The 18658-nt window shown below is 74.9% G+C and carries 13 protein-coding genes; 7 read left to right on the top strand and 6 right to left on the bottom strand.

What is annotated here, in order from left to right; all coding sequences use genetic code 11:
- Positions 1–94: 94 nt before the first annotated feature.
- The 7 genes from ABT360_RS00395 to ABT360_RS00425 all read left to right on the top strand — a co-directional run bounded on the left by ABT360_RS00395 (position 95) and on the right by ABT360_RS00425 (position 11045).
- A complete protein-coding gene (locus ABT360_RS00395; RefSeq protein WP_351808395.1) occupies positions 95–499 on the top strand; it encodes a globin in 405 nt (134 codons plus the stop codon).
- Between the two features lie 161 nt (positions 500–660).
- Positions 661–1008: a hypothetical protein gene (locus ABT360_RS00400; RefSeq protein WP_351808396.1), complete on the top strand. Its 348-nt coding sequence runs from the start codon at positions 661–663 to the stop codon at positions 1006–1008.
- 5 nt (positions 1009–1013) lie between these two features.
- The gene (locus ABT360_RS00405; RefSeq protein WP_351808397.1) at positions 1014–1715 is read left to right on the top strand and encodes an ABC transporter ATP-binding protein; all 702 of its coding nucleotides are present in this window, start codon (positions 1014–1016) and stop codon (positions 1713–1715) included.
- Between the two features lie 14 nt (positions 1716–1729).
- Entirely contained in the window at positions 1730–3943 is a 2214-nt protein-coding gene (locus ABT360_RS00410; RefSeq protein WP_351808399.1) for a hypothetical protein, read from the top strand.
- Positions 3944–4115: 172 nt separating this feature from the next.
- Positions 4116–7346: an ABC transporter permease gene (locus ABT360_RS00415; protein ID WP_351808401.1), complete on the top strand. Its 3231-nt coding sequence runs from the start codon at positions 4116–4118 to the stop codon at positions 7344–7346.
- A gap of 1 nt (position 7347) precedes the next feature.
- A complete protein-coding gene (locus ABT360_RS00420) occupies positions 7348–10092 on the top strand; it encodes an FtsX-like permease family protein (protein WP_351808403.1) in 2745 nt (914 codons plus the stop codon).
- Positions 10089–11045, top strand: coding sequence for an ABC transporter ATP-binding protein (locus tag ABT360_RS00425; RefSeq protein ID WP_351808405.1), 957 nt, complete (start codon positions 10089–10091; stop codon positions 11043–11045). Before ABT360_RS00420 ends, ABT360_RS00425 begins: the two co-directional genes overlap by 4 nt.
- A 294-nt stretch (positions 11046–11339) precedes the next feature.
- Here the strand turns inward: ABT360_RS00425 and ABT360_RS00430 are convergent, their stop codons facing one another.
- From ABT360_RS00430 to ABT360_RS00455, 6 genes are all read right to left on the bottom strand, one after another.
- Positions 11340–11999 carry a hypothetical protein gene (locus ABT360_RS00430; protein ID WP_351808407.1) on the bottom strand — a complete coding sequence of 220 codons (660 nt, stop codon included), beginning with the start codon at positions 11997–11999 and terminating at the stop codon, positions 11340–11342.
- Positions 11996–12430 (bottom strand): acyl-CoA thioesterase, encoded by a 435-nt coding sequence (locus tag ABT360_RS00435; RefSeq protein WP_351808409.1) that lies wholly within the window; start codon positions 12428–12430, stop codon positions 11996–11998. The genes ABT360_RS00430 and ABT360_RS00435 overlap by 4 nt, the downstream gene beginning before the upstream one ends.
- Positions 12431–12440: 10 nt before the next feature.
- Positions 12441–14105, bottom strand: a complete 1665-nt coding sequence (gene ettA / locus ABT360_RS00440) for an energy-dependent translational throttle protein EttA (RefSeq protein WP_351808411.1) — start codon at positions 14103–14105, stop codon at positions 12441–12443.
- A 476-nt stretch (positions 14106–14581) separates the two neighbouring features.
- Positions 14582–15949 (bottom strand): Cys-Gln thioester bond-forming surface protein, encoded by a 1368-nt coding sequence (locus ABT360_RS00445; protein ID WP_444852151.1) that lies wholly within the window; start codon positions 15947–15949, stop codon positions 14582–14584.
- A 304-nt stretch (positions 15950–16253) separates the two neighbouring features.
- Positions 16254–16739: a single-stranded DNA-binding protein gene (locus tag ABT360_RS00450; protein ID WP_351808413.1), complete on the bottom strand. Its 486-nt coding sequence runs from the start codon at positions 16737–16739 to the stop codon at positions 16254–16256.
- 153 nt (positions 16740–16892) lie between these two features.
- Positions 16893–18587 carry a GTPase gene (locus ABT360_RS00455; RefSeq protein ID WP_351808950.1) on the bottom strand — a complete coding sequence of 565 codons (1695 nt, stop codon included), beginning with the start codon at positions 18585–18587 and terminating at the stop codon, positions 16893–16895.
- Positions 18588–18658: the final 71 nt, after the last annotated feature.

Here is an 18658-nt window from a genome sequence, read left to right on the forward strand (position 1 = left end):
ATCTCCACTTTGCTGCCCGTGGGGACCGCTGGCGAGTGGCCCCGGCGGTCCTAGGGCCCGGGTCCTCGGCCGGTCCGTCTGAGACGATGGAGTCGTGAATGAGATCCCGCGCGGCACGCTTCAGGAGCAGACCTTCTACGAGCAGGTCGGCGGCGAGCCCACCTTCCGGCGCCTCGTCCACCGTTTCTACGAAGGGGTCGCCGAGGACCCCCTGCTGCGGCCGATGTACCCGGAGGAGGACCTGGGCCCGGCCCAGGAGCGGCTGGTGCTGTTCCTGATGCAGTACTGGGGCGGCCCGCGCACCTACAGCGACAACCGCGGCCACCCGCGTCTGAGGATGCGCCACGCGCCCTTCACCGTGGACCGGGCGGCGCACGACGCCTGGCTGAAGCACATGCGGGCGGCGGTCGACGAGCTCGGCCTGTCCGAGGAGCACGAACGGACGCTGTGGAACTACCTCACCTACGCCGCCGCGTCGATGGTGAACACGCCCGACTGAGTCCCGCACACGTTCCGTGACCGTCAAGTGACAGAAAAGGTTCCGGCCAACTCCGCCGCAGCAGGTCCCCCTGGGCACCTCGACCCCCTAAGTTCACAGCCGCAACACATCGAACGGGCATCCGCACTGGGCGGGTGCCCCTCGTCTTGTGGAGGTGCAACGTGCGACGGAGGACCATGCGGCTGGGTGCCGTGGCGATCGCGACGGTCTCGGCGCTGCTCGGGGCCGGTACCGCCTTCGGTGACACCTTCTACGTCTACGAGGGCGAGGACTTCGGCTACATCGGCAGGGACCACAAGCACGCCGGGGTCTGCGACCGGGAGTACGACGGCTTCAACGTCTACGTCAACTTCAAGCGGACCACGCCCGACACCGTGGTGCGCATGGAGGAGACGAACGGCTACTGCAAGACCTCCACCACCGGTACGTACTCGATCTACACCCTGCAGACGTGCGAGAACCGCCCGCTGGTGACCGACGCGTGCTCCGGCTGGAAGAGGCACCCCTGACCGCCATGGCTGCACCCACCGTCACGGTCTCCGGTCTGACCTGCGAGCTCGGCGGCCGCACCTTGCTGCGCGACGCCGCCATGACCGCCCACGCCGGCGAGTCCGTCGCCGTCACCGGCCCCAGCGGCAGTGGCAAGTCCACCCTGCTGTCCTGCCTCGCCGGGCTGCACCGCCCCGGGGCCGGCACGATCCGGGTGTGCGGCACCGACACCGCCGCGCTGCGGCCCGCCCAAGCGGCGGCGTGGCGGCTGAAGACCCTCGGCTTCATCTACCAGTTCGGTGAGCTGCTGCCCGAGTTGAGCGCCGTCGAGAACGCCGCGCTGCCGCTGCTGATCGCCGGGAAGGGCCGCCGGGAGGCGTACGGGACGGCCCAGCGGCTGCTGCGCGAGCTGGGCGTCGGGGCGGTGGCGGACTCGCCCGCGGGCGTGCTGTCCGGCGGGGAGCGCCAGCGGGTGGCGGTGGCCCGCGCGCTGTCGACCCGGCCGCCGCTGATCCTCGCCGACGAGCCGACCGGGGCGCTCGACGAGCGCGCCGCGGACGACGTCTGCGCGCTGCTGTTCGGGCTGCCCGTCCAGTACGGCTGCACGCTGGTCGTCGTCACGCACAATCCGGTGGTCGCCTTCTACGCCGACCGGCAACTCGCTCTGAGGGACTGCGTCTTGCACGAGACGACGGACACCACCGACACCACCGCGGCCGGCGCATGAGCCGGGCCCGGCGTATGAGCCGCCCCCGGCGCCGTGGTGCGACCGCGCACCTGTTCGCCATCGGCCGCCGCGCCTCGGCCGGGACGGCCCGGCGGCGTGATCCGCGCCTGACCGTCCAGGTGCTGTGCCTGGTCCTCACCGGGATGGCGGCGGCGCTGCTGGTGTGGAGCGTGCAGACGGTCCACGCGGTGTACGAGGGGCGGGACGCACGCATCTCGGCCCGGGTGCCCGTGGCTGCCTCTCCGGGTGTGCGGCCGGCCGCCTGGTGGAGCCAGAGCGACGACAGCTGGCGGGACCGGGACTTCTCGGTGGTGTCCATCGAGCCCGCCGTCCCGTCCGCGCCGCTGCCGCCCGGCCTGTCCCGCTGGCCGGACCCGGGAGAGGCGTTCGTGTCACCGGCGCTGCTCGACGTCATGCCGCCGGCCGCCACCCGGTACGGCAGGCTCGCCGGCACGGTCTCGGAAGGGGGACTGGCCGACGCGGGAGAGCTCTTCGTGTACGTCCGCCCGCCGGCCGGCGTACGGATCCAGGGGTACGAGACGACGCTGGGGGTCACCGGTTTCGGGACGCAACGGCCTCCCGAGCCGGGGTACTTCCTCAGCCAGTCGTTCGACCGGCCCGAGACCGACCTCTACTGGCTGCTGGCCCCCCAGTTGGGGCTGCCCGTCGCCGTCCTGCTGATCGTCGCCTCACGGCTCGGGGCCCGGCAGCGGGACCGGCGGCTGGCGGTGCTGTACGCGATCGGCGCCGGGCGTTCCGTACGCGCGAGGATCGCGGCCGGTGAGTGCGTCCGCCCGCTGGGGGCAGGGGCCGTGCTCGCGGGCGTACCCCTGGTGGCCCTCACGCTGACCGGCGGCCGGCTGCCGTTGACCGGTTACGAGGTGTCGGCCGCCGACCTGGCGCCTTTGCGGTGGCAGTTCCCGCTCGCCCTGGTCCTGGTGTGGGCCGGTCTGTGTCTGCTGTTCGCCGCGCTGCACCTGCGGGTGCGCCCCGCCGGGTCCGGGCGCCCCCGCGCCGCGCGGCCCCTGCCGTCGGCCTGGCCGGGCGTCCTGTGCGGAATCGGTGCCCTGGCGGTGGTCTCCGGGGCGGCGGCGGGCCAGGCGATGGGTACGCAGCTCTTCGTCCTGGGCACCACGCTGACCCTCGTCGGGCTGCCCCCGCTCCTGGGGCGGGCGGCGGCCCGGGGCTCCGTCCGGCTGGCCGGGCGCGGCACGGGGGACCCGGCGAGGCTGGTCGGCGGGCGCTGGGCTGCCGCGCATCCCGCGGTGATCGCGCGGGCGGGGGCGGCCCTCGTCGTCATGCTGGGGCTGGTGGCCCAGGCCATGGTGATGGTGACGGACCTGACGAACGAGGCCAGGAACGCCACCGTGCTCGGCGAACGTCTGGACGACCGGCTCCTGGAGGTCCGCAGCGCGCCCGCGGACGAGCGGGCACACGCCCGGTTCGTGGCCGCCCTGTCCCCGGGGGACCGGGTGCTGCGCGTGGTGTCGGGCGGCGGTACGCCCGGTACCGGGCCGCCCGTGCTCCGCGGCGACTGCGGCGACCTGGCCGCACTGGGCGCCCTGCGCTCCTGCCCGCGCGGACGGGCCGTGCCGGCGCACGAGGTCTACCGCGAGCGCACGCCCCGTACGGAGGCCCTGCGCTGGATGGGCTTCGGCCTCGTCCATGTCCAGGCGTCCGGTTCCGGGGCACGGTTGCTGAAGGAACAGGGGCCCTTCGTCGTCCTGACGAGTGGACCGGAGGGACGTGAACGTGCCGAGCGGGCCGCCCGGGCGACGCTGCCGCTCCCGCACGTCGGTGTCCCCGGGGACGGCAACGTCATCGGCGGCCAGGCCCGCGCCCGGCAGGCGGACTGGGTGCTGCTCGTGGCGGCCCTCGGGTTCCTGCTGCTCGCCCTCACGGGAGCGGCCGGGCTGCTGCACGCCTTCCTCGACCGGGCCGACGAGCTGCGGCCGCTGGCCGGGTACACCTCGGGCGCGCGGTTCCATCTGCGGGTCGCGTGGTGGGGCATGGGCGTGCCGATGATGTGCGCGCTGGGCTTGGCCGCGCTGTTCGCGGGGCTGCTCGCCGGGGTGAACCTCGGTTTCCTCTCCCCGTCGGGGGGTTCGCCCCTCGGGCTGCTCGGCGGCGGGCTGGCGGTGGCGGTCGCGGTGTGCGCGGCGGCGACCGTGGGGGGCGGCCTGCTGGCGGCCAGGTTCACGCACCGGTGGGTGCCGCGCGGCGACTGAACGATCCGGAACCGTACGGAGGGCGGTGTTCCGGCGCCGGATAACGGTCACGATCCAGTCAAGGTCCGCTCGTAAGCGGTCACTTCGACGTGTGCCCTCTGAAAGCATCCGTAGACGTCCAGGCGTTGGGACGTTCGGAGGTTCAGAGGTTCGGACGGTAGTGGGGGGCTGTGTGACCGGGTTGGTGTTCCTGCGCGTCCGCGCGCACCGGTTGCTCCTGGCCGCCGCCCTCCTCGCCGTGCTGCTGACCACGTCCGTACTCACCGCGCTGGCCGCGTTCTCGGGCTCCGTCGGCGATGCCGCCCTCCGCCACACCCTGCACGGCCGGGCCTCCTCCGCCGCCTCCCTCGTCGTCACCGCCCACGTTCCGCCGGAGCGGCGCGAAGCGGCCGACCAGGCCGCCCGGGAGGGGGCGCGTGAGACGTTCGGCGGGCTGCCGGTGACCGTGCGGCGCCTGGAGCGCTCCGGTTCGTACGCGCTGCCCCGCGCCCTCCAGCCGTCCGCCGCCCGGGCGGGCGAACCCGACCTCACCCACTTCGCGGCCCTCGACCGCTCACGCGTGCACCTGGTCCGAGGTGCCTGGCCGGACAGCGCGCCGGCCGGCCCCGTCCAGGCCGCCCTGCCCGAAGCCGCCGCCCACCGGCTGAAGCTGGAACCCGGGGACGGGCTCACGGTCACCGACCGGCTCGGCGGGAAGCCGGTGACGGTCCGGATCACCGGCCTGTACCGGCCGGCCGACCCCGCCGACCCGTACTGGCAGTTGGACACCCTCGGCGGCCGTGGCGTCCGCACCGTCGTCTTCACCACCTACGGTCCGCTGCTCGCCGACCCGGCCGTGCTCGGCTCCGACCGGCTCAGCACCGACGAGACGTCCTGGCTGGCCTCCGCCGACTTCCGCACGCTCACCACCGACGGGATAGGCGCTCTGCGGGAGGCGGCGACGGCCGGTCCCGCCGCCCTCGCCGCCGACCCGGCCTTCGCGGGCGCCGCGACCGCCCGTACGGCGCTGCCGACCGTCCTCGGGGAGAGCGAGCGGGCACTGCTCGTCGCCCGCTCCACGCTGATGATCGTGGCCCTGCAACTGGTCCTGCTCGCCGCGTACACGCTGCTGCTGGTCGCCCGGCTGCTCGGTACGGAGCGGGCGGGCGAGACCGAACTGCTGCGGGCCCGGGGCGGTTCGGCGCGACGGATCGCCGGGCTCGCGGCGGCCGAGGCGCTGCTGCTGGCCGCGCCCGCCGCGGTGGTCGCGCCGTTGCTGGCCGGGCCGTTGACGCGGCTGATCGCCTCCTGGAGTGCGCTCGACCGGATCGGGCTGCGGCTCGGTGAGGCCCCGGCCGGTCAGGTGTGGCCGGTGGCCGTCGGGGTGGCGGTGGCCTGCGCGGTCGCCGTGGTGGCGCCGGCGCTCGCTGCCGCCGCCGGTCCGGTACGGCTGCTGCGCGGGCGGGCCGGCCGACTGCCGGGGCCGGTGCGGGCGGGGGCGGACATCGGGCTGCTGGTGATCGCGGCGGTGGCGTACTGGCAACTGGACCGCCGGACGGCCGCTTCGGGCAGCGGGGTGCTGAGCGGCGGGCGGGAGGGCGCTCTGAGCATCGATCTGCTGCTGGTGGCGGCACCGGCCCTGGCGCTGCTGGCGGGCACCGTGCTGACGCTGCGGCTGCTGCCGCCCGCCGCCCGGCTGGCGGAACGGCGCGCGGCGGGCGGGCGGGGACTGTCGGTGGCGCTGGCGGGCTGGCAGTTCAGCCGGCGCCCGCTGCGCGGCGCGGGGCCGGTGCTGCTGCTGGTGCCGGCCGTGGCGATGGGCATGCTGGCGATCGGCCAGAGCGCGTCGTGGGACCGTTCGCAGCGCGACCAGGCGGACTTCGCCACGGGCGCCTCGATCCGGGTGCTGGACGACCGGGCCGGTGATCCGGGTCAGGCCGGGGCGTACGCGCGGCTGCCCGGGGTACGGGACGCGGCACCCGCCCACCGGGCGGTCACGGAGTTGCCGGGCGACCGCTCGGCGACCGTGCTGGCGCTGGACACCGCCCGCGCCCGCGAACGGCTGCTGCTGCGCGGGGACCTGGCGGACGGCTCGACCGGCCGGCTGCTCGCCGCGATCGCCCCGCCACACCGGGCGCGGCCCGGTGCCCCGCTGCCGGAGGGCACGGTACGGCTGCGGGTGGACGCCCGGACGGCGGGCGCCGGCGCGCCCGTCGACGTCGCCGTGACGGTGGAGGACCGCCACGGCCTCGCCTACCGGCTGCCCGTCGGCCAGGACGGCACCGCCGACCTCGGCGCGGCCTCCGGCGGACCGGCCGGCCCGGTGACCCTGACCGGCGCGGAGCTGTCCGGACCGCTGCCCCACGGGAAGGGCGAGCGCCACCGGTTCGTGCTGGGGCGGCTGGTGGCCGTCGCGGCGGACGGCACCGAGCGGCCCGTACCGGCATCGTTCGGCGCCTGGCGCGGGCGGCTGACCGACAGCGAGGATCCCGCGCGCCACCGCCCGGTGACGGTCACTTCCTCCGCCCGCACGCCGCTGACACTGGCGTACGGCACGGGGGCCACCGCCGTCGACCCGCGCTTCGACCCGCACCACTTCACGGTCCGCGCGGGCGTGCCGCGTCCGGCGGCCGGGGAAGCGGTGCCCGCGGTCGCGACGGACGCCTTCCTGGACGCCGCCGGGGCGGCGAAGGGGCAGAGCCTCGATGTGACGCTGGCGGGCCGGCAGACGCGGGTGACGATCGTCGACACCGTACGGGCCCTGCCGACGACCACTGCCGAAGGAGGCGGTGGCGCGCTGCTGGTCGACCTGGACGCGGTGAACCGCACCGGCCTCGCCCTCACGCCCACCGAGTGGTGGCTGGCGCCCGTGCCCGGCCGGACCGGCGAGGTGGCGGCGGCGGTGCGCGCCCGGCCCGACAGCGACCGGGTGCGGGTCCTGGTGCGCGAGGAGGCGGCCGACGAGTTGCTGGGCGACCCGCTGGGCGCGGGGCCGCGTTCGGCACTGATGGCGGTGGCGGTCGCCGCGGCGGCCCTGGCCGCGGTGGGGTTCGCGGTGAGCGCGGCCGGGTCGCTGCGGGAACGTGCCGCCGAGTTCGGGGTGTTGCGGGCGTTGGGCGCGCCGCGCCGCCGCCTCGCCCGGCTGGTGGCGGCCGAGCAGGGGCTGCTCGTCGGCATCGCGCTGCTGGTGGGCCTCGCCCTCGGGGCCGTACTGACCCGGGCGGTCGTGCCGCTGGTGGTGCTGACCGGCCGGGCGACGCGGCCCGTGCCGAGCGTCCTGGTCGAGCTGCCGCCGGGCCGGGTCGCCCTGCTGCTCGCCGCCGTGGCGGCGCTGCCCCTGCTGACGGTGGCCGCGATCGCGCTGCGCCGCTACGACCCGGCCGTGGCGCCGCGGCACCAGGCCCCTGCCCAGGGAGGCAACTGACATGCGCCGGACCGCTGTTGTCGCTCCCTGGGTGCGGACCCGGTTGCGGCACTTCCCCGGGGACGCCGTCGCCCTGGGCCTGCTCGTGGCGGTGACGGCGTTCCTCGCCGCCGCGTTCCCGCGCGCCGTCGACGCGTACGAGACCGACGGGCTGCGCCACCGGATCGCCACCGCCGCCCCGCGCGACACCGTCGTCGAACTGACCGTCCCGGCCGACCGGGACACCGAGGACACGGACGTCGGCCCGGAGCCGCTGCGCTCCCTGCACCGGGCGGTCGTCGGGGCGCTCCCCGAGCCGGTACGGGCCGACGCGGGACAGTCGTCGTACGGGATGCGGACCACGAAACCCCTGCCGGCGACCGGCAAGGGGCTCCCGGCGCCCGACGGCCTGCCACCGGAGTTCACCCTCGCCACCCCCTCGGACCTGGACCGGCACGCCTCCGTACGCGCCGGTCGTCTGCCGGCCGGTCCCGCGAAGGCGACCGACGGCGAGGTGGAGGCGGCGGTCACGGCCGAAACCGCGGGGAAGCTCGCGTTGAAGGTCGGCTCGGTGGTGCACCTGCCGCGCGACGGGCGCGGGCCGCTCGCCGTACGGATCACCGGTGTCCTCCAGCCGCGGTCGCCCGAGGGGGCCTACTGGTCGGTCGAGCCGCTGCTGCGGACACCTGTGCTCACCGCCCGGAACTCGACGGGCGCCCCCCGGTTCTTCTGGGACGCCGCGCTGCTCCTGCCGCCCGGCGCCGCGCCCGTGCTGCTGGGCACGGGCGCCGAGCCGCAGGCCTTCTGGCGGATCGCGCCCGCCGCCACGCACCTGACCACCCGGGACGTGCCCGCGCTGACCGGCGCGGTCGCCTCACTGGCGGGCGGCCCCGGCCTGCTGGCGCTACGGGAGACCGTGGGCGGCAGCGCCACGGTGGACACCCGGCTCGGTGAGCTGCTCGCCGACCACGACGCGATGCGGAACGCCATCGCGCCGGTCGTCGCGGTCGCGGCGTACGGGATCGGGGCGGTGGCCGTCGTGGTGGTGGCCATGGCGGGCGGACTGGCCGCCGTGCGCCGACGCGACGAGCTGGCGCTGCTGCGCTCGCGCGGCGGGTCGCTGCGCGGGATCGGCGGGCGGCTGCTGGCGGAGACGGCCGTGGTCGCGGTCCCGGCCGCCGCGCTGGGACTGCTGCTCGCCGTGTGGCTGGTGGGCTCGGGACCGGTCGGGTACGCGTGCGTCGGCGCGGGTGCCGTGGCGCTGGTGGCGTGCGCGGTGCTGCCGCTGCGGGCGGTGTACCCGCTCCGGCGGCCGGGTGCGCGGGGCGGCAGGGAGGACCTGGTCGACACGCGGCCGTCGCGGCGGCGGACGGTCGCCGAACTGACGTTGCTGGTACTCGCCGTGGGCGCGGTGGCGGCGCTCCGGCGGCGGGGCGTCTCCGACCAGGGCGACGCCCTCGCCGGCTCGGCGCCGGTGCTGGTGGGCCTGGTCGCCGCCCTCGTCCTCGTACGGCTGTATCCGCTGCCCCTGCGGTGGCTGGCCCGGCCGGCGCGGAGGCTTCGGGGCGTGGTGGGGCCGCTGTCGCTGGCGCGGGCCGGGCGGTCGCCGGCGGCGGGGACGTTGTCGCTGCTGGCGCTGCTGGTCGCGCTGACGACGGCGGCGTTCGGCGGCTCGGTGCTGGCGGGTGTGGCGGTGGCCCGGGAGGACGCGTCGGTGCTGGCGACGGGCGCGGACGCACGGGTGGCGGGGACGGCGGAGGCGGTGCCGCTGCCGAACGGGCTGGTGCGGGCGGTGCGGGGGGTCGGGGGCGTGCGGGACGCGGTACCGGTCCAGCTGGAGTACGGCGTGCCGCTGGCCGAGCGGCCGGGCGTGCCGGGTTCGATGAGCGTGACGCTGATCGGCGTGGCCCCCCAGGCGTACACGGAACTGGCGCGCCGCACCGGGCTGGGCGCCTTCCCGGCCGGGGAGCTGGCGGACACCGGCCCTTCGGACGGGGGCCGTGTGCCGCTGCTGCCCGCGATCGTCTCACCGTCCGTCGCGGAACTGATCGGCTCGGAGCAGCGGCTGATCCAGTCGCACGCCGGCGACTTCCGCCTCCGGGTGGCGGGGGTGCGGGAGCGGACCCCGGCGGTGCCCGGCGCGGACTTCATCGTCGTGAACGCCGCCCACCTCACCTACCGGGCGGACACGGTGCTGCTGGTGAGCGGTTCCTTCGACGGCGGGGAGCTGCGGTCCGCCGTCCGGTCCGTCGCCGACGGCTTCTCGGTGCTCCTCCGCTCCCAGGCGCGGGCGGCGTTCGTGGCCTCGCCAATGCAGAGCGGTGCCGAGCGGCTGTACGCGGCGGCCGTCGCGGCGGGCGCCGGTTACGCCGTACTCGCGCTGTCGCTGTCGCTGCTGCACAGCGCGCCCGAACGGGCGGCGCTGCTGGCGCGGTTGCGCGCGATGGGGCTGTCGAGGCGGCAGGGGCGGCGGTTGCTGGGCCTGGAGGCGCTGCCGCAGGCGCTGCTCGCGGCGGTCGGCGGGACGTTCGCCGGGTGGGCGGCCATCACGCTGCTGTCACCGGGCGTCGACCTGGCGCGGCTGGCACCGGCGGCGGCGCCGGGGCTCGCCACGCTCGACGGCGCGCCGCTGCGGGCCGACCCGTGGTCGCTGGTGCTCCCGTCGGCGGGGGTGGTGGTGCTGGCGGCGACGGTCGCGGTGGCACAGGCCTGGTGGGTGACCCGCCGGGGCTCGATCGGTGAACTCAGGGCAGGAGACGCACGATGACCGACACCACTCTCGCCGCCTTGGAGGCACGCGTCGAAGCGCGTCGCAGCGGCCCCGCGTACGGGGACGACGCGCTGATCGTCTGCGACCGTCTCGTCCGGATCTTCACCGCCGACGGGGTGGAGGTGCAGGCGCTCCAGGGGCTCGACCTGCTGGTGCGGGAGGGCGAGCTGATGGCACTGGTGGGGGCGTCGGGCAGCGGCAAGTCGACGCTGATGAACATCCTGGCGGGCCTGGACGTCCCGACGGCGGGTGCGGCGAAGGTGGCCGGCCGCGATCTGCTCGCGATGGACGCGAAGGCGCGGCTGCACTACCGGCGGGAGGTGGTCGGCTTCGTCTGGCAGCAGACGGCCCGCAACCTCCTCCCCTATCTGACCGCCGCGCAGAACGTCGCCCTGCCGATGCAGCTCCGTGGCGGCCGTACGAAGCGTGGACGGAGGTCCGAGCGGGCGCTGGAGCTGCTGTCGATGCTGGACGTGGCGGACTGCCGCGACCGGCGCCCGCACCAGATGTCCGGCGGTCAGCAGCAGCGCGTCGCGATCGCCGTCGCCCTCGCCAACTCGCCGTCCGTGCTGCTCGCCGACGAGCCGACGGGCGAGCTGGACTCGGCGACGGGCGAGCAGGTCTTCGCCGCGTTCCGGCGGGCCAACGAGGAACTGGGCACGACCATCGTGATCGTCACGCACGACCAGGCCGTGGCGGGCGAGGTCAGCCGCTCGGTCGCCATCCGCGACGGCCGCACGTCCTCGGAGGTGCTGCGGCACACGGAGGTCGACGCGGAGGGCCAGGAGACGATGGTGGCCCGCGAGTACGCCACCCTGGACCGCGCGGGCCGGCTCCAGCTGCCCGCCGACTACACCGAGGCGCTGGGCATGGAGCACCGGGTGCTGCTGGAACTGGAACCCGACCACATCGCCGTCCGCCCCGACGACGCGCCTCGGCGCCGTCCCTAGGCGACGGGCACGACCGGGCGTGCGCGCCGACCGGGGCCTGACCCGCCGGTGTTCGCGCCGTTCGCACTGACCAGGCCCGTCACGCCGCTGACCACGCCTGACCGGGTCCCTCCGCGGCGACCGCGTCCGACCCCGCCCCTCCACGCCGCCGACCACGCCCGACCCGGCCCGTCCGCGCCGCTCACGTCGGCCCGGCTCCGGTCGCGTCCGCGCACAGGGAGTCGGCCCGCCGGGCGACGGGCCGCGGGCCGTCGCCCGGACGTCACACGGGGCGCGGGGCGCACCGACCCGTGGTCAGACCGCGGTGACGCTCAAGCCGGTCCCGAGGCCCGCCGTGCGGACGGCGATGGACCCGTAGGGGGTGCGCAGCCGCAGCCATGACCCCGCGGCGAGCAGGGCGACCGGCACCTCGTGCGGCGGCAGGAAGCCCAGCGACTGGGCGGCGTGCACGGCGCGCAGCGGCAGGCCCGTCGAGCCGATCGTGCGGGACCAGATCTCACGGCCGAGCCGGTCGCGCTCGGCGCGCGTGCGGCGCTCGGCCGGCAACTCGCCGTCACGCGCCCGGAATTCCGCCACCGCGGCGCCGACCGCGCCGCGCAGCCCGGCGGCGTCCGGGAGGCCCGGCACCTCCTGCCAGCCGCCGCGCGGGGGCAGGACGCCCGCCCAGGGCGGGCCGGTGACGGGTGCGGGCACCATGGCCTTGCCCGCCGACTCCTCGATGCCGTCGAGGAGTTGCCCCGCGGACACGGTGACGTCCAGGGGCGCGTCGTCCAGGAGCGCGGCCGTCCGGATGGCCAGCACCTCGAAGGACGCCGGCCGTCCGAACACGGCCAGGGCGCCGCCACCCGCCTGGAGGCGGACGGCGGCGGCCCGGTCGTAGTGGATCAGCCGGGCCAGGAAGGCCACCAGATCGGCCGCCTCCCTGGCGTCGGCGAAGTGCAGCGGCGGCGTCATGCGGCCGCGGGCTCCCCGTGCATGCCGTCGTCGACGTACTCCTCGAGGAACGACCGCTCCTCCGCCGAGATGCGGCGCGGACGCTGGGCCTCGAGGTCGAACGGCACGACGACCGTCGACGCGCGCACGTACACCTGGTCCGGGTCCTTGATCTCGTACGCGATCGTCAGCGACGCCGCCCCGATCTTCGTGACCCATGACTCGATGGTCACCGGCTCGTGCCGATGGACCAGCGGCCGTACGTAGTCGATCTCGTGCCGGGCCACGACGGACCCCCCGGAGAACGAGGGAGAGCCGTCCCCCGGCGCCAGCCGGAACATGAAGTCGATCCGCGCCTCCTCCAGATAGCGGAGGAAGACGACGTTGTTGACGTGCCCGAAGGCATCCATGTCCGACCAGCGCAGGGGGCAGCGGTAGATATGACGAGCCACAGTCGCTGCCTCAGCCCCGGGTGAGCTTCTTGTACGTGGCGCGGTGCGGCCGGGCCGCGTCCGGGCCGAGGCGCTCGATCTTGTTCTTCTCGTACGACTCGAAGTTGCCCTCGAACCAGAACCACTTGGAGTCGCCCTCGTACGCCAGGATGTGCGTCGCGACCCGGTCCAGGAACCAGCGGTCGTGGGAGACGACCACGGCCGCGCCCGGGAACTCCAGCAGCGCGTTCTCCAGCGACGACAGGGTCTCGACGTCCAGGTCGTTCGTCGGCTCGTCGAGGAGGAGCAGGTTGCCGCCCTGCTTGAGGGTCAGCGCCAGGTTGAGGCGGTTGCGCTCACCGCCGGACAGGACGCCGGCCGGCTTCTGCTGGTCCGGGCCCTTGAAGCCGAAGGCGGAGACGTACGCCCGCGACGGCATCTCGACCTGGCCGACGTTGATGTAGTCGAGTTCGTCGGAGACGACCGCCCACAGCGTCTTCTTCGGGTCGATGTTGGCGCGGCTCTGGTCGACGTAGGAGATCTTGACGGTCTCACCGACCTTGATGGAGCCGGAGTCCGGCTCCTCCAGGCCCTGGATCATCTTGAACAGCGTGGTCTTGCCGGCGCCGTTCGGACCGATGACGCCGACGATGCCGTTGCGCGGGAGGCTGAAGCTCAGGTCGTCGATGAGGACCTTGTCGCCGAAGGCCTTGTTGAGCTTCTCGACCTCGACGACGACGCTGCCCAGGCGCGGGCCCGGCGGGATCTGGATCTCCTCGAAGTCCAGCTTCCGCATCTTGTCGGCCTCGGCGGCCATCTCCTCGTACCGGGCCAGACGGGCCTTGGACTTGGCCTGCCGTCCCTTGGCGTTGGAGCGGACCCACTCCAGCTCTTCCTTGAGCCGCTTGGCGCGCTTGGCGTCCTTCTGGCCCTCGACCTTGAGGCGCGCCTGCTTGGTCTCCAGGTACTTGGAGTAGTTGCCCTCGTAGGGGTAGGCGCGGCCGCGGTCGAGCTCCAGGATCCACTCGGCGACGTTGTCGAGGAAGTACCGGTCGTGGGTGATGGCGACGACGGTGCCGGCGTACTTGGCGAGGTGCTGCTCAAGCCACTGGACGGACTCGGCGTCCAGGTGGTTGGTGGGCTCGTCGAGCAGCAGCAGGTCGGGGGCCTCAAGCAGCAGCTTGCAGAGCGCGACGCGGCGCTTCTCACCACCGGAGAGGTTGGTGACCGGCCAGTCGCCGGGCGGGCAGCCGAGGGCGTCCATGGCCTGCTCGAGCTGGGCGTCGAGATCCCACGCGTTGGCGTGGTCCAGGTCCTCCTGGAGCTTGCCCATCTCTTCCATGAGCGCGTCGGTGTAGTTCGTGGCCATCTCCTCGGCGATGGCGTTGAACCGGTCGAGCTTGCCCTTCACCTCGGCGACGCCGTCCTGGACGTTCTCCAGCACCGTCTTCGACTCGTCCAGCGGCGGTTCCTGCAGCAGGATGCCGACCGTGTAGCCGGGCGACAGGAACGCGTCACCGTTGGACGGCTGCTCCAGACCAGCCATGATCTTGAGCACGGTCGACTTACCGGCGCCGTTCGGGCCGACCACACCGATCTTCGCACCGGGCAGGAAGCTCAGCGTCACGTCATCGAGGATGACCTTGTCGCCGTGCGCCTTGCGCGTCTTGCGCATCGTGTAGATGTACTCAGCCAAGAGAAACCGTCCGGCAGTCCGAGAGTGGGCAGATACACCCCATCTTGCCTGACGTCCACCCCGCGAAGGAAACCAGTAAGGCCCGTGGGCCCTGACCCTGGGCTCCCGCCCGCGCCCCCGTAACGAACCGGCCACGTTCCGCGATCACCGGCCGCGGCCGCTCGCCCCGCGACGGCCGTCCCACTGGCGCCCCCTCACCGTCGGCCGCCGCCCGCTGCCGTCCCGCGCCGGGGGCGCCGTCCCGCTGCGGTCACGCCGTCACTCCTCTGCCGTCCGGCAGCGCCACCCCGCACACCCCGCGCCGGGGGCGCCGTCCCGGTGCCGTCCGCGCGGGCCAGCCACCGTCGGACACCGCCCCGCCGCCCCACCGCCGCCCCGCAAGCGTCACCGTCCCGCAAGCGTCGCCCCCGCGGGCGCCGTCGCCGTCCCGCGGGCCGGCCGTCGCCGGCCCCGGGCCGGGGGCGGCGGGGGGTCTGTCAGTCCTCGGCGCCGGGGCCCTGCTTCTTACGGAGGAGGAAGACGGCGGCGCCGCCGATCACCAGCATCGCCAGGGCTATGCCCGCGATCATGGGCGTGGCGCCGGAGGCTCCCGTTTCGGCGAGGTCCGGCCCGTCGTCCGCCGCGGCCGGGCCGGCCGAGGTGCCGTCGGCCGGAAGAGGGCTGGGCCGGCCGCCCTGCTGGGCGGTCATCGCGACATCCGTGCTGCCTGTGGTCCGGCAGTCGAGGATGCCCTTGAACGTCTTCTGGAAGCCGCCGGGCCCGGTGATGGTGAAGTCGTACGGCTGGTCCTCGACGACCGGGACGGTCACCGTCCGGGACTCGCCCGCCCGGACGGTGTGCCTGAGGCCGATGAGCTCGAAGACGAACGCGGTGTCGCCCTTGTTCGTGGCGGTGACGTCCACGCCGCCCTTGGCGCAGTTCTTCCTGGCCGAGAGCGCCGGGATGGCGCCCGCCGTGGCCCAGGTGGCGGTGGCGGCGGCGGAAACGGTCGACTCGCTGGAGCCGGCCAGGATCTGCGTCTGGCTCTTGGTGACTCCGGCGAAGACCCGGCCGACCGGCACGGACGTCGTGGCCTGCACGGTCAGGGCGGCGGAGCCGTCGGCGGCCTTCGCGGGCACGTCGAAGTACAGCAGGCTGCCGTCGGTCGCCGAGACGACCGGTCCGCCCTTGGCATCGGTGATCCGGATGCCGCTGGCGGCCGCGTCGGCGGGCGGGGTCACCGTGACCCGGTCGGCGTCGGTGCGCACGGTCACCGGGCCGATCCGGGTTCCGGCCGGACCGGAGACGGCGGAGGGCTCCAGGCTGAGCGACGCCTTGGGTTCGGCGATGTTCTCGGCCTCCTTCTCCAGCCAGTCGGCGAGCTTCTCGGCCGCGGGGTCGAGCGCCTGGACCTGCGCGTTGTCCGAGTACCGCCAGATGGCGACCTGGGTGCCGGCTGCCGCGGTCCCGGCGGTCAGCGGCCCGGTGCCGGCGGCGGCCGCCAGCCCCACCAGGTCGTCGACCTGCGGATAGGAGTGCTGGAGGATCCACCGGATCCTGCCCGCGTCCTTGTTCCCGCCGAGCGAGGTCTGGTCCCAGGAGGTCTCCAGGTACCGGGCCTTCTCCTGGGTGGGGTTGTGGAGGTCGACGCAGTACGTCTTCAGGGTCCCGCCCCCGTCGACGGCCATCTCGAACAGACCGGCCGGGATCTCCTGCTTCTCGCCGTCGACGCGGAGCACCGCCTGGTCGAAGGTGGTCAGCCCGTTGAGGGTGGCGGTGGCACCGCCCTGGTGCTGTGGCGCCTCGTCGGCCGCGGCGGAGGACGCCCCGGCTATGAATCCCCCGGCGACCAGACCGGAGGTCACGACCGCGGCGAGGAGACGGACGGGACGCCTCCTCAGCCTCCGTACAGAAAACCCAGCAAACACAGAATTCCCCTCCGGGCGAGACCTTTGCGCGTGTGGCGCGTGGGGGGAGTGCCTCGCCTGCCGACTCAAGTGCCCCGTGAGTACCCGGGAATCCTAGAGAGGCGACCAAGCACAGTCCCCTGTCATACCGTCAGACAACCATTCCGACTCGGAATCGTTATCGCGAAGGCCTTTCAGCGGGCCCGAGTACGCCGAATCTCCACATCACCGCATCGCTCGGTGCTCCACTCCTGACACACCGTCACAAGACCAGCTCCACCGGCCGGTCCACCGCACCGCCTCCTCCGTCGTCACCCGCTCCGCCGTCACCCGCTCCGCCACCGGCCACCTCGCGTTCGGCGTCCGACCGGTCCGCCGGACGGGGCTCCCCCTTCATCACCCTCCTGAACGCGGACGTCCCGCGCGTCAGGTCGTGGCCCACCGCCGACGCGTCGATGTCCACGAACGTCCTGCGCTGGCCGTCCCAGTCCTCCTCCCGCACCCTCAGCCGCCCATGGACGACCAACGGGTCGCCGACCGACACCGACGCGGCCAGGTTGGCGCCCAGCGCCCGCCACGCGCTCACCGTGTAGAAACTCGTATGCCCGTCGACCCAGCCCGCCTTCTCTCGGTCCCAGCGGCGAGCGGTCGCCGCGAACCGGAATTTCGCCACCCCTCCCATCGCGGTGTCGCGGTAATCGACGCTCGTCGCGACATTGCCCACCACGGTCACCATCGTGTCGTTCATGACACCCACCCCTCGCGGTCGTCCTGCTGACTGAGCTCATGCTGGCCCGCCCGCCGAAATCCCGCTCGGCCCTGTGGACAAGCCGCCGTCTGTGCACAACTCCACCACCCGCAAGGAGGACGCCCATCCGGCTGCCGACGCCCCCACCAGGGGTCACACCACCCGCGCCCCCGCGTACCCGGACTCCCCCGCGCCCGTCCGCACGACCGCCCCGCCCGGGCCACCGCCCTCCCCGCGCCCCCGCGCCACATGGGCGTACCGCTCACGCACCTCGCGGTACCGCATCAGCTCCGCGGCGACCGGGTCGAGGACCATCGCCCGCCCGCACCCCGCCGCGGCCTCCCTCAGCCTGCGCTCGGTCTCCTGCCCGTACCGCCGGGCGGGCCCCCGGGCCGCCGCCGCGCACGCCCACTCCACCAGGGGTCCGCCGAGGATGCCGGCCAGCATGATCAGGGCCGGCGGCACCAGCCCCGGCTCCAGTACGCCGATGATCTGGCCCACCAGCCACAGGGCGCCGTAGAACTGGAGCAGCGTCATGGCCGCCTGGGCCAGTACCGCGGCCGGCCACCAGGCGGGCCGGGGCGGCCGCCCGCCCGCCGGCGGCGAACCCACCGACATCGCCAGCTCGTCCAGGGCCTCCGGCAGCCCGCGCGCCCCGCGTACCGCCGCCTCGCGCACCGCCTGCGCCCACGGCACCGGCAGCCCCCGCGCCGCCTCCTCGGCGACGATCCGCACGGCCTGCTCGACGCGCTGGCGTGCCGTCAGCTCGTCCTCCTCCGCCGCCGTGGCCTCCGCCTCGGCGCCCTCCTCCGCGCCCGCCGCCCCCTGCGTACGGAGCCGCTCGTACCAGCGCCACAGCCGCAGCCACGGCGTCCCGCACGCCCGGCCCGCGTTGCGCCGCCACTCGCGTTCCGCCGCCTCGCCGGCCGCCCGTGCGCCGACGGCGACCGCGAGCCGGGCGCCGAAGTCCTCGCGGGAACGCTCGCCCAGCCCGGGGCGCCCGTCCGCCACGTACACCGGACGCAACCGGGCAGCGGCCGCGTCCACGTCCGCCGACAGACGCCGCTCGGCGGCACCACGGCCCTGCACGAACGCCCCGAGCAGTTCCCGCAGCTCCCCCACGCCCTCCCCCGTGAGCGCGGACACCGCGAGGACCGTGGCCCCCGGTTCGCCGTGCTCGCCGAGAGCCATGCCGTCCTCGTCGAGCAGCCGCCGCAGGTCGTCGAGCACCTGGTGGGCGGCGTCGCCCGGCAGCCGGTCGACCTGGTTGAGCACCACGAACGTCACCTCGGCGTGCCCCGCGAGCGGCCGCAAGTACCGCTCGTGCAGGGCCGCGTCCGCGTACTTCTCGGGGTCGACGACCCAGATGACCGCGTCCACCAACGCCAGCACCCGGTCGACCTGCCTGCGGTGCGCGGTGACCGCCGAGTCGTGGTCGGGCAGGTCGATCAGGACCAGGCCCTGCAGCGCCTCGTCGCCGATCCCGCCCGCCAGCGGCCGGCGCCGCAGCCGCCCCGGGATGGCGAGCCGGTCCAGGAGCCCGGCCGCGCCTTCGGACCAGGTGCAGGCGATGGGGTTGGCCGTGGTGGGCCTGCGCAGCCCGGTCTCCGAGACCGGTACGCCCGCCAGCGCGTTGATCAGCGTCGACTTGCCGCTCCCCGTGGCCCCGGCGATCGCGACGACGGTGTGCTTCGACGACAGCCGCTGCCGTGCGGCGGCCTCGTCCAGTACGCGACCGGCCTCGGCGAGGGTGTCGCCGTCCAGCCGGGTCCTGGACAGGCCCACCAGCTCCCGCAGGGCGTCCAGTCGCGTCCGCAGTGTCCCGGCGTACGCCTCACCGATCGGCATGTGCGGCTCGTCCGGCAGGGGCTCACCGTCGCCGGCGGCCTGTTCCTGCACCCGGCGGGCGATCAGCCCGT

It is taken from the genome of Streptomyces sp. NPDC000229 (assembly GCF_040300825.1).
Classification (GTDB): Bacteria; Actinomycetota; Actinomycetes; order Streptomycetales; family Streptomycetaceae; genus Streptomyces.

Coding starts and splice junctions, on each gene's coding strand:
- ABT360_RS00405 (WP_351808397.1), top strand. CDS start 1,014: ATGGCTGCACCCACCGTCACGGTCTCCGGTCTGACCTGCGAGCTCGGC.
- ABT360_RS00410 (WP_351808399.1), top strand. CDS start 1,730: ATGAGCCGCCCCCGGCGCCGTGGTGCGACCGCGCACCTGTTCGCCATC.
- ABT360_RS00420 (WP_351808403.1), top strand. CDS start 7,348: ATGCGCCGGACCGCTGTTGTCGCTCCCTGGGTGCGGACCCGGTTGCGG.
- ABT360_RS00425 (WP_351808405.1), top strand. CDS start 10,089: ATGACCGACACCACTCTCGCCGCCTTGGAGGCACGCGTCGAAGCGCGT.
- ABT360_RS00430 (WP_351808407.1), bottom strand. CDS start 11,999: ATGACGCCGCCGCTGCACTTCGCCGACGCCAGGGAGGCGGCCGATCTG.
- ABT360_RS00450 (WP_351808413.1), bottom strand. CDS start 16,739: ATGAACGACACGATGGTGACCGTGGTGGGCAATGTCGCGACGAGCGTC.
- ABT360_RS00455 (WP_351808950.1), bottom strand. CDS start 18,587: ATGCCGATCGGTGAGGCGTACGCCGGGACACTGCGGACGCGACTGGAC.